Source organism: Alteromonas sp. H02, from assembly GCF_059682525.1.
In genome coordinates this window covers 1,409,267-1,420,538 of the sequence record NZ_CM185021.1, presented here as the reverse complement: position 1 = coordinate 1,420,538, position 11,272 = coordinate 1,409,267, and the positions used below count along the sequence as shown (strand labels likewise).

Sequence of the window (11,272 nt, the reverse complement as noted above, 5' to 3'; positions counted from 1 at the left end):
GTTCTATCCGTCCACGTTATCGGGAGTTATCCCGGGTTCAGACCTGCACCAGGTCGTCGTTATTCGTTAAAATTTGTTTAGCTTTGGCAACATCGAGGGCAATTTGCTCGCGAAGTGCCTCAAGACTGCTGAAGCGCTGTTCATCTCTGATTCTGGCCACCGGAACTACCGTAATATGCTGACCATAAATGGAACCGGCAAAGTCAAAAATATGCACTTCCAGTTGCTTGCGCTGGCCGTTTACCGTGGGTCTTGAGCCGATATTGGCTACACCGGTGTAGAGCGTACCGTCGATATTCAGCTTCACTGCAAACACGCCGCTAATGGGTGTCTGGCAACGGTTAAGCAACACATTGGCAGTAGGAAAGCCTATTGTGCGCCCTTTTTTCTCGCCGTGAATCACCCGACCGGAGATAAAAAACGAACGGCCAAGCATGGTATGAGCCAGGCTAAAATTCCCCTCAGCCAGCGCCTCGCGCACAGCCGTAGAGCTTATCCGGCAGTCTTCCATGCGGTAACTTTGGGTGCTGACCACCTCAAAGCCGAAGTGCCGTCCGGCCTGTTCGAGGCGGGAAAAATCGCCCTGACGACCTTTACCAAAGCGAAAATCATCGCCAACCACCAGAAATTTCACACCCAGCTTGTCGACCAGCAGATGCTCTATAAACTCATCCGGCGACTGGGCAGCAAATTGTGCATTGAAACGTACACACAACAGGCGGTCTACCCCTTGCGCTTTAAGTAGCTGATATTTTTCGGCCAGCGGGCTGATTCGGGCAGGCGCCGTGTCCGGCGTAAAGACTTCTTCCGGATGCGGTTCAAACACCATCACAGTGGCAGGCAAAGACAGCCTGCGGGCTTGTTCAATAACATTAGCCAGCACCGCCTGATGGCCAAGATGAACTCCATCAAACTTTCCGATGGTCAGGACACAGCCGTGATGATGATCTTTTAAATTGTTAAGGCCCCGGATTAGCTCCACGTTTTACAGCAACCTTTTGTTGAGATGAATATGCTACAAAGCCGGCGATTATAAACTACCCGGCCAGCAATACCAATCGCTAAAAGGCCTTGGATTTGAAATGACGGACGCGAATGCCAAAACTAAACAGGCAGCCGCCGAACACGGCAACGGACAGCAAAATGGTTAACGTAAGGGACACGATTTTGTCGCGCAAGGCCAGGCCGGTAAAGTCAACGCCCTGCTGCATCCACAAAATAGCAGCCACCATGGCGCAGGTTGAAAACATCACCCGAGCCACAAACCCCAGGGTAAGACGGCTCACAACATACACTTTTTGCCGGCTTAAACCGATATACAGCAACGCAGCATTCAGCGTGGCAGACAAACTGGTGGCTATTGCCAGACCCACATAGCCATAAGGGATGGCAAAGATAAGATTAAACAGCATGTTGGCTGCCATACACCAGATACCAATTTTAACCGGTGTTTTAGTATCCTGACGCGAGTAATAGCCTGGAGCCAGCACCTTAACCAGCATAAAGCTGAGCAGGCCAAACGCATAGGCCATTAAACTGTATGAGGCCATGCGCGCGGTTTCGGCCGTAAAGGCACCGCGCTGAAATATTACCGAGAGTATCGGTTCTGCCAGAAACCCCAGGCCCGCCGCCGCAGGGACCCCCAGTAAGCTTACCATGCGGACCGCCCAGTCCATGTTACCGGAAAATCCCAGCTCGTCTTTCCCCACATGATTGCGAGAAAGCGTAGGTAAAATGACGGTGGCGATGGCTATGCCAAATAACCCCAGCGGAAACTCTAACAAGCGGTCTGAATAATACAGCCAGCTTATCGACCCGGTGACCAGAAAGCTGGCAATAAACGTATCGAGCAGCAGATTTATCTGCCCTACCGATACACCGAACAACGCCGGGATCATCAGCGTCCTGACTTTTACCACCCCCGGATCGCGCCACCCCCATTTGGGTTTAACCAATAAACCGGCGCGAAACAAAAACGGTAGCTGAAAACCCAGTTGCACAATGCCACCAATAAACACCCCCCACGCCAGCGCATAAGCCGGCTCACTCATAGCTGGAGCCAATAAATAAGCGCAGGCGATAATACAAATATTCAGCAATACCGGCGTGAAGGCCGCCACGGCAAACTTGTTAAGGGTATTTAAAATTGCGCCGGATAGGCCGGTCAGTGATATGAAAGCAATGTACGGAAAGGTAATTTTGAGCATGGCGCTGGCCAGTTCAAATTTTTCTCCGTCAGGTCTTTCGTGAAGGTAATCAATAAACCAGCCGGCACCAAACATGGCAGTAATCACCGGCGAAATGACTACCCCAATCAGCGCAGTGACAAACACAATTGCGCCCAGAGTGCCCGATACATGGGCCACAAACTGTTTGAGTTTTTGTTCGTTCTGTTCGGCGTGGACTTCGGTAAGTACCGGGATAAAGGCCTGGGCAAACGCCCCTTCGGCAAAGAGGCGACGTAGAAAGTTGGGGATCTTATTGGCAAAAAAGAACACATCAGCGGCGGCTTCTGCCCCCATCAGGCGGGCTATCACGACATCCCGGACTAAACCCAGCACCCGGGAAAGGAGTGTCATCGTACTGACAATCAGGCCTGACTTAATTAATTTCTTCGACACACACTTCCCTTTCGGTGCCCTGCTGACACCCTAATCGACTTATGTGCCGTTATTGTACCTTATGTAACCACAATGAAATCAATGAATAATTGGGATATACCGGATATTTAGCTTTCTAATCGCTCCAGTTTGTCAATCAGCATCATCGACAGGTTAACGAAATCCGTTGAGGTAACAATACCAATAACATGGCGTTCGTCATCCACCACGGGTAAACAGCCGTGTTTATTGCGCAAAAAGAAAGGCGCGACTTCCTGAATAGTCTCCTCGGCTTTAACGGTATCAAAGTCACATACCGCCACTTCCATGATATTGGTTTGCTTCTCATGCTGCTCCAGTGCCTCGTTACCATACAGCACCATCAGACTCATCACTTTGGCAATCAGGCTTTTTTGCGTGACCACACCAATAATTTCTTGCGTCTCTTTATTTACCACAGGCAAATGACGAATGCCGCGATGGCGGGTGATATAGTGGGCATCGTGTAAGGTGTTCCCTTCATGCAATTGCATTACCGGGCAGGTCATAATATCGGCAACGGTTAACATTCACCTACTCCTGTTATTTATTAGCTATCATTTCAGAGATTTACCGCTCTACTATCGGTTTACTCCGATTACTGTAGACCATTATCGCTGGTTACGCAGACAAGCTATTGACCTGCGTCAACGACCCATGTCAGCGAATATTTACTGGAGCCGGGGGGCCCTACTCAGGTATACTACGCGCCATGCGGAAGAAAGTTACGTTTAGCTGCGATAAATTGTTTGACAATTAGCCGATAGCTAGGCACAATCCGCACCCTCGTTTTTGACATGAATTTTTTTGGGAGTTACACCTTGGCTAACATTAAGTCTGCTAAGAAACGTGCAATTCAAGCCGAAAAGCGTCGCCAGCATAATGCCAGCCGTCGCTCCATGACTCGTACAAGTATTAAAAAAGTAGTAGCGGCTATCGCCTCTGGTGATAAAGAAGGTGCCCAGGCTGCACTGTCTGCTGCGACTCCAATTCTTGACAGAATGGCTTCTAAAGGTTTGATTCACAAGAACAAAGCTGCACGTCATAAGAGCCGTCTGGCTGCGCAAATTAAAGCGCTGGGTTAATCACCCACTGACGTTTAGTTTAAAAAAGCGCCTTCGGCGCTTTTTTTATGCCTGTCATTTAACCTTCAACAACTCGTCATCGAATAGTCAAAGCTCCGTCACCTAACTGTCAAGCCCTGTCAGTAAAGTGCCATTCACTTTACCAGTTGCGATTGGCCGGGAAAATGTGATGGCAAAACTCCACTATAAAGCTGTATGGTTATCCGATATTCACCTTGGTAATAAAGACTGTAAGGCAGAATTCCTGCTTGAGTTTTTACAAAGTATTTCGGTGGACACCTTATATCTGGTGGGCGACATCGTCGATATGTGGCAAATGGAAAAGCAGTTTCGCTGGCCGGATACCCACAACCAGGTCATGCATAAACTCATGCAAATGAGCAATGGTGGCACCCGCGTGGTGTATTTACCAGGCAACCACGATGCGCCCATTCAAAAATACTCAGGTATGGCCTTTGGTGATATCGCTATTGAGCGTGAACTGGTGCACACCACAACCAATGGTAAACGCTACCTGGTATTGCACGGCGATCAGTTCGATGCCGATGTCACCCTCGGCAAATTCCACGCCTGGATAGGGGATAAAGGCTACGACTTGCTGTTATTTCTTAATCGCTGGTATAACCGTTTCAGAGCCTGGCGTAACAATCACTACTGGTCGCTGGCCGGGTACATTAAAAAGCACATCAAGGGCGCCAATAAAGCCATCGAACGCTATCGCGCAGCAGGTTGCCGCCACGCCGCAGAAAGAGGGCTCGACGGGATTATCTGTGGCCATATACACCACCCTGAATCGTTAATGGTGAATGGTATCCACTACATTAACGATGGCGACTGGATAGAAAACTGCTCGGCACTGGTTGAAGATAATAGTGGTGAGCTCTCACTAATTCACTTTAATGAGTATCTCAAGCACTCCGGTAATGTGTCAGTCCTGGCAGACTTTGTAAAAACCGGCAAAGCCGCCTGATACTGCCAGGCGTATCTGTAAAGGAACTGCAATACAACTGTGAGCATATCGTCATAAACGGTTGCTATCGTGTGGCGAAATAACCTGAAGTGTACTGAATATGTTTACTGTTGATGAATTGCTCAATGAGTACTATCCGCAGGTCGCCAAGCACAGCCTGCTAAGCAAACCCCTGCGCTTTGCACTGCGTCATTTACTGCACGAAAGGGAAATCGCAGACTTCGGACGGACCTACCCTCACTACCACGATATCGATTTTGTCGAGCAGGTACTGGAATACTTTAATGTCAGCACCTCGGTGCGGGACACCGAACGGGAACGCATCCCAAGTGAGGGCCGCGTGGTGATCATTGCTAATCACCCGATTGGCTCCATTGATGGTTTGGCGCTAATCAAACTGATCTCCGAAATCCGCCATGATTTAAAGGTGGTAGCCAACCAGATGCTGATGGCTATTGAACCACTTCGGGATATGCTGCTGCCGGTTAACAATATGCAGGGCGGCACCCGCAAAGAACATTTGGCTGCCATTCACGAGCACCTGGCTGGCGACGGCGCGGTATTAATATTTCCTGCCGGCGAGGTCTCCAGACTCAGACCACAGGGTGTACGCGATACCCACTGGCATAATGGCTTTTTGCGCATCGCCAGGCAGGCCAAAGCCCCCATCCTGCCGATATTTATTGATGCTAAAAATTCGCCGTTATTCTATGGTGTGTCTATGGTTTATAAGCCACTGGCGACAGCGCTGCTGGTGAAAGAAATGTTCAAACAACGGCGTAAGTCACTGCCGATGCGCATTGGCGAGCTGATCCCCTTCTCCAGCTACCAGTCACTGAGCATCTCGCTACCTGATCAGGTAAAACTGTTTAAACGTCATCTGTACCGTGTGGGTACTAATCGTAAGGGAATTTTTGCGACTCAGGCGGCCATTGCCATGCCTGAAGACCGCAAGGAGCTCTCTCGAGCTATACGCCAGTGTGAGCACTTAGGCGAAACTTCTGATGGCAAACATATCTATTTATACCTGCATCAGGGCAGTTCGGTGATCATGCGTGAAATTGGCCGTCTACGTGAAATTGCGTTTCGCGCTGTTGGTGAAGGTACTTTGCACCGTCGTGATATCGATAAGTACGATAATCACTATTATCACCTTATCCTGTGGGATGAAAACGATTTGGAAATTGTTGGTGCCTACCGTTTTGGTGATGCGCGAATTCTGAGTAACCCCGACCATCCAACGGGCTTATACTCAGCCACCTTGTTTGATTACGCACAACATAATCCGCAGCTGTTTGAACAGGGCCTGGAACTTGGCCGCAGCTTTGTACAGCCCCGTTACTGGGGTAAGCGCAGCCTCGATTACCTGTGGTTCGGTATTGGCGCGTTTTTAACCCGCTACCCACATTATCGCTATCTGTTCGGACCAGTGAGTCTGAGCGATAATTATCCACAGCCAGCCAAGCAGCTTATTGTGCAGTTTTATGCGACCCACTTCCCGGCCAGATTTGGTGAGGCCGAGGCAAAGATCCCCTTTTCCCTCCCCACCGATACACTGACCGAGTTTAAAGGCGAGGACTACAAGAAAGAGTTCACTCAGCTTAAACATCTGCTGGCCAATATGGGAGTGAACGTGCCCACCCTGTATAAGCAATATACCGAAGTCTGCGAGCACGACGGCGTGGCCTTTCTGGACTTCAACATCGACCCGGACTTCTGCGACTGTGTGGATGGTCTGGTGGTCGTTGACGCCGACAAGTTATTGCCGAAGAAACGCAAACGTTATATCCAGTGCCATCAGTTCGAGAAAACGGCTTAACTTGTGTTGCTCAGGGCCAACGGTTATAGAAATCCGTTGGCCCTTCTCCTCTGATATCTGACATTACGCAAAAACCTACGGCACTGCTATAGTAACCATTCCAGCCAACTTCGAAGGGTTAATGATATGGCAAGCATGGAGCAGGCTCAGGCAACCCAGATCCAGAACATTGAAAAAGCCACCGGTAAATCACTCAGTGAATTATGTTCGTTGGTGAATAGTAGCGGCCTGACCAAACACACCGATGTGGTGAAAATGCTCAAGGCCGATTTAGGATTAGGCCATGGCAATGCCAACCTTATTGCGCACATGGCTAAACAGGCGGCAAATCCTGGCGATACTGATACGCCGCCAATGGACCTCATCTATGCTGGTAACAAAGCGCACTTGCGCCCCATCCATGAAGCGTTACTGGAAGCGCTGAATACGTTTGGTGCTTTTGAAACCGCGCCCAAGAAAACTTACATCAGCTATCGCAGAAGTAAACAATTTGCCATGATTGGCCCGGCAACCAAAACCGCGGTAGAATTAGGCATAAACAGTCGCTCATTAAGTGAAGGCAACAGGCTGGAGAAGCTGCCGCCAGGTAAAATGACGCCCTTCAGAGTGCGTGTTACGGCACCAGAGCAGATTGACGATGAGCTCATAAGCTGGTTAAACACAGCCTATCAGGAAGCAGAATAAATAAATATTTACAATTACTTACATACATCCAACCAATAAACAGCCGAAATTTAGATAGCATAGGGATTGCAACCCTTTGACCTATTTATGCAGGAACCGGTATTCATGGAAGTAACCCCCCAACGTTATGCAGAGCTCGACTGGCTGCGCGTGATACTGATTGTCGCGGTGTTTATGCACCATGTATTCATGCCGTTCAACGGTGATAACTGGCACATTATGAATAGTGAGTCGAGCAAATTACTCGATGATATTATGGTCTATTTTGAGCAGCTTCGGTTACCGGTCTTGTTTCTGATTGCCGGGGCTGGCAGCATTATTCTGCTCAACCGGGTCAGCAGTACGGCATTTTTACTCAGCAAGTCAAAGCGGCTGTTACTGCCCCTGTTGCTGGCAATGATGTTTATTACGCCTCCTCAGGCTTATTTTGAAGCCCCTGAGCAGTATGCTTCACTGCTCGACGCCTACCAGCAGCGATTGCTGATCTTCGATAACAAACACCTGTGGTTTATTGAGTTTCTGATCATTTTTATGCTCCTGGCTACCCCGTTAAAAAAGGCGCTGGATACATCTCCCGGGCAAACGCTACTTGGAGCCTTTGAGAAGCTGTCGCATCGCCCGTTTGGTCTTATGCTGTCTGGCGTGGTTCTTATTTCTGTAAGGTGCATTTTAAAGCTCAATTATCCCGAGCAGGACGGGGCTATCGAGAACCTGTCGGTGTCGGTGTTCTATCTGGTGTTTTTTATCACAGGAATGCTGTTTATGTCCCGCCAGGCAATCTGGCAATCAATTGCCCGCCATCGTCGATTCAATCTGTATGGGTTTATAGTCAGCAGCCTGGTGTTCTATATCTACTACCTGGGTGACTTCAGCTTTATTGGCTCACTTACCGTCAGGTGGCAAATCTGGTGGGCATTAACCGCGTTACTCAGCTGGGCTGGCATGCTGGTTTTGCTGGGCTATGCTGGACACTACCTGAATAACTCCCCGGCCTGGTTGCGCCAGGCAAACGAGTTAATCTACCCGTTTTATATTTTGCATCAGACGGTCATAGTGATGCTTGCATACTATATCGTTCAGTGGGATGCCGGTATTGCGCTTAAATCATTGAGTGTACTGGTATTGGCTTTTACCCTCACCGCTGGCCTGTGTTATTTTGTCATCCGCCCGGCTGCCTGGTTACGCCTTGCATTTGGTCTGAAACAACGCACCTGAATACGTTAATCCTCGATTAGTGCTTGATATTATTGGTCCATCAGGAAACACTTAACGTATCGATTTTAGGTCTGTTTAGCGGGTAACATCATTATGCTAAAAATTATTGTCTTGATCCCTCTTATCCTGAGTGTATTGTGGTTTGGGTATTTAAAGGCTAACAATTACAGTGTGGCTGACGGCAAACAGGGTTTTAAGTATATTTTTGTGATTTCATCGGTGATCGCCGTCTTTTTCACCTTTATGTATTTTGTCACTCACTAACACCGATTTTCAGCTAAACATAAAAAAGCAGGTCTGAGACCTGCTTTGGTTTTTCTGAACAAAGCGTACAGTTTACAGATTAACTGTTACATCAGCTGCTGAACGTAATGAATCCACAAAGCTCTGGTAGTTAGTCTGGCTGTAATTAGTCATCAGTTGCTGTTTCAGGCTGGCTAATTCTTCTTCACCCAGTGCTTCAGGCATGTTCACTGCCGTCAGGCGTACTACACCAACATCACCTGAGCCCAGCTTAGCGACTTCAAGGTTGTTACCCTCATCAGTACTCAGGGTAAATACGGTGTCAACCAGATTACGCGGTAACTCGGTGCTGTTACGGGCAATGGCTTCCTTACTTTGCCATTCCAGAGTGACATCACCAATGGTCAGTTCAGGTGACTCACCAGCCTGTACCTGCTCTACTACGTTGTCAGCCCACTCAGCTGCTGCTTCCTGCGCTTTACGGGCGCGTAATTGGGCAAGGATTTGTGTTCTGACTTCATCCAGTGCCTGAGTACGCTGTGGCTCGTGACCTACTACGCGGATGACTACCACTTCGTCATTGCTTAGCTCAATAATGTCACTGTTCAGCCCTTCGGCAATAAAGTCCGGATCGAACATTTTGCTGGTTACGGCTGGAACATTAAGCGCCGCTGGTACCGCTGCAGCAGTAACTAAACCGGTTTCCTTAATCTTACCATTCACCGCACCCGCAACGTCTTCAAGGGTATCCGGCACTTCAAACGCCAGGTTAGCCATTTCTGATTGCAGGGCAAAGAATTCATCAGTCGCTTTGTCGGTAAGCAGTTGCGCTTCAATCTCGTCGCGTACTTCTGCCAGCGGCGTTGTTTCTACCGGCTTCATATCGGTGAGCTTGATAATATGGTAACCAAATTCAGTTTCGATAACCTCAGAGGTTTCGCCTACATTACTGATAGCAAAAGCGGCTTCGTCGAACGACGGGTCCATCATTCCTGCAGTGATAAAATCAAGGTCACCGCCATTTTCAGCAGAAAACGTGTCAGCAGAATTAGCTTCGGCTAGTTCGGCAAAATCGGCACCTTGCTCAACTTCGGCTAACAGTGATTCGGCTTTTTCTTTAGCCGCGTCTTTGTCATCACCAAATTCGATCAGGATGTGCGATACACGACGCTCTTCAGTCGTTTTATACAACGCGATGTTGTCCTGGTACTCCTGCTCGACTTCCTCTTCGCTTACCGATACGTCAGCTTTCAGGTCTTCTACCGCCAGCGTAACATAGGCCAGGTTCACTTTTTCCTGGGTATCAAAGCGCGAGATATTTTCGTCATAAAACGCCTGAACCTCTTCATCGCTCAGTTCGACGGATGCGGCAAATGGCGCAGAGTCTACAATCAGATAATCGGCATTACGCGTCTGACCCTGTAAGCGGTGCGCTAAGCTCACTTCTTCAGGCAAGCTGAAATCACTGGCCTGCACCGCACGAGATAATTGCTCGCGGGTCATTTGCTGGCGCATATAATCGCGGAAGTCACTGGGCTGGAAACCATTTTGACGCAACAGCATTAAATAGCGTTCGTTGTCAAAACTACCTTCGGTCTGAAACTCGGGCATTGCAGTAATAGCATCACGGATCTGCTTGTCTGACACCCGCATGCCCAGCTCTTTCGCTTTCTGTTCGATTAATGTATCGGCAATCAGGCGATCCAGCACATTCATGCGGAAATCACGCAGATAGTTTTCATCGCTGAATAAGGCGCTGATCCCTTCACCAAACTGCGCTTCCAAACGGGCACGTTGTGCCTGATAGGCGCGTTCAACATCCTGCTGGCTGATTGGCTCACCGTTAACTTCAGCGGCGGCAGAGCTGCCTGATGAAGACACATAGCTGCTAACCCCAGCAAATACAAAACTCAATACGATCAGGGCAATAATCGCCATCGCCCATGGGCCTTGAGAACCTTCTCTGATCCTTTCTAGCATGACTCGATTTTAACTCCGTTGCATTACAACTTTTCCGGCCGGTAGCTACCCGTAATACAATCGGGGGCCGGCGGAACAAATAAGCGGGGATTATAGCTTAATACTTACCCCGATAGAATGCTGAAGAGGCATTCCTTTGCTTACAGCAATAAAAAAGGCGATGGTAAACCATCGCCTTTTCAAAAAATATCTAATGCTTAGTTACAAGCGTCTTTCAGTGCTTTACCAGCTTTGAAAGAAGGTACTTTAGCTGCAGCAATTTCGATAGTCTCACCAGTTTGAGGATTACGACCACTGCGTGCAGAGCGCTCTCTTACAGAGAAAGTGCCAAAACCAACCAGAGCTACCTGGTCGCCTTCTTTCAGCGAGTCGGTTACCGCGTCAGTGAAAGCATCCAGTGCACGGCCAGCGGCAGCTTTAGAAATATCTGCACCAGCAGCGATTTTGTCGATGAGTTGAGACTTGTTCACAATTAGATCCCCTTCGTTTGTTATTATGCTCTCGTCCGCAAAACAATAATCAGTTCATTGCCCAGACGTTATAGCAAGCTTGAAGATTAACATCAAGCTTCACTTTACAATTTTTTAACTTATTGTTGAATCGCTGCCATCCCTTTAGTGACAAGGCTTCAAGCGAA

At 48.6% G+C, this 11,272-nt stretch carries 10 protein-coding genes; 5 read left to right on the top strand and 5 right to left on the bottom strand.

What is annotated here, in order from left to right; genetic code table 11:
* Positions 1-37: 37 nt before the first annotated feature.
* From ribF to AC566Q_RS06435, 3 genes are all read right to left on the bottom strand, one after another.
* Positions 38-982, bottom strand: a complete 945-nt coding sequence (gene ribF / locus AC566Q_RS06445; protein ID WP_499614993.1) for a bifunctional riboflavin kinase/FAD synthetase — start codon at positions 980-982, stop codon at positions 38-40.
* Positions 983-1,061: 79 nt separating this feature from the next.
* Positions 1,062-2,621, bottom strand: a complete 1,560-nt coding sequence (murJ, locus tag AC566Q_RS06440; RefSeq protein WP_499614990.1) for a murein biosynthesis integral membrane protein MurJ — start codon at positions 2,619-2,621, stop codon at positions 1,062-1,064.
* Positions 2,622-2,728: 107 nt separating this feature from the next.
* On the bottom strand, positions 2,729-3,169 hold the full coding sequence (locus tag AC566Q_RS06435; protein WP_499614977.1) for a CBS domain-containing protein: 441 nt from the start codon (positions 3,167-3,169) through the stop codon (positions 2,729-2,731).
* Positions 3,170-3,460: 291 nt separating this feature from the next.
* Here AC566Q_RS06435 and rpsT point away from each other — a divergent pair, with 291 nt between their 5' ends.
* From rpsT to AC566Q_RS06410, 5 genes are all read left to right on the top strand, one after another.
* Positions 3,461-3,724: a 30S ribosomal protein S20 gene (rpsT, locus tag AC566Q_RS06430; protein WP_105935667.1), complete on the top strand. Its 264-nt coding sequence runs from the start codon at positions 3,461-3,463 to the stop codon at positions 3,722-3,724.
* 169 nt (positions 3,725-3,893) lie between these two features.
* The gene (locus AC566Q_RS06425) at positions 3,894-4,694 is read left to right on the top strand and encodes a UDP-2,3-diacylglucosamine diphosphatase (RefSeq protein ID WP_499614973.1); all 801 of its coding nucleotides are present in this window, start codon (positions 3,894-3,896) and stop codon (positions 4,692-4,694) included.
* Between the two features lie 100 nt (positions 4,695-4,794).
* Positions 4,795-6,513, top strand: coding sequence for a bifunctional ornithine lipid synthase OlsF (gene olsF, locus AC566Q_RS06420; protein WP_105935594.1), 1,719 nt, complete (start codon positions 4,795-4,797; stop codon positions 6,511-6,513).
* A gap of 126 nt (positions 6,514-6,639) precedes the next feature.
* Positions 6,640-7,197 (top strand): DUF5655 domain-containing protein, encoded by a 558-nt coding sequence (locus AC566Q_RS06415; protein WP_105935593.1) that lies wholly within the window; start codon positions 6,640-6,642, stop codon positions 7,195-7,197.
* A gap of 105 nt (positions 7,198-7,302) precedes the next feature.
* Positions 7,303-8,412, top strand: coding sequence for an acyltransferase family protein (locus AC566Q_RS06410; protein ID WP_499614970.1), 1,110 nt, complete (start codon positions 7,303-7,305; stop codon positions 8,410-8,412).
* 336 nt (positions 8,413-8,748) lie between these two features.
* Here the strand turns inward: AC566Q_RS06410 and AC566Q_RS06405 are convergent, their stop codons facing one another.
* Positions 8,749-10,635: a SurA N-terminal domain-containing protein gene (locus tag AC566Q_RS06405; RefSeq protein ID WP_499614967.1), complete on the bottom strand. Its 1,887-nt coding sequence runs from the start codon at positions 10,633-10,635 to the stop codon at positions 8,749-8,751.
* Between the two features lie 197 nt (positions 10,636-10,832).
* Complete coding sequence (gene hupB, locus AC566Q_RS06400; RefSeq protein WP_499614964.1) at positions 10,833-11,105, bottom strand: nucleoid-associated protein HU-beta; 273 nt, start codon at positions 11,103-11,105, stop codon at positions 10,833-10,835.
* Positions 11,106-11,272 lie beyond the last annotated feature (167 nt).

Coding starts and splice junctions, on each gene's coding strand:
- AC566Q_RS06435 (WP_499614977.1), bottom strand. CDS start 3,169: ATGTTAACCGTTGCCGATATTATGACCTGCCCGGTAATGCAATTGCAT.
- AC566Q_RS06425 (WP_499614973.1), top strand. CDS start 3,894: ATGGCAAAACTCCACTATAAAGCTGTATGGTTATCCGATATTCACCTT.
- olsF (WP_105935594.1), top strand. CDS start 4,795: ATGTTTACTGTTGATGAATTGCTCAATGAGTACTATCCGCAGGTCGCC.
- AC566Q_RS06415 (WP_105935593.1), top strand. CDS start 6,640: ATGGCAAGCATGGAGCAGGCTCAGGCAACCCAGATCCAGAACATTGAA.
- AC566Q_RS06410 (WP_499614970.1), top strand. CDS start 7,303: ATGGAAGTAACCCCCCAACGTTATGCAGAGCTCGACTGGCTGCGCGTG.
- AC566Q_RS06405 (WP_499614967.1), bottom strand. CDS start 10,635: ATGCTAGAAAGGATCAGAGAAGGTTCTCAAGGCCCATGGGCGATGGCG.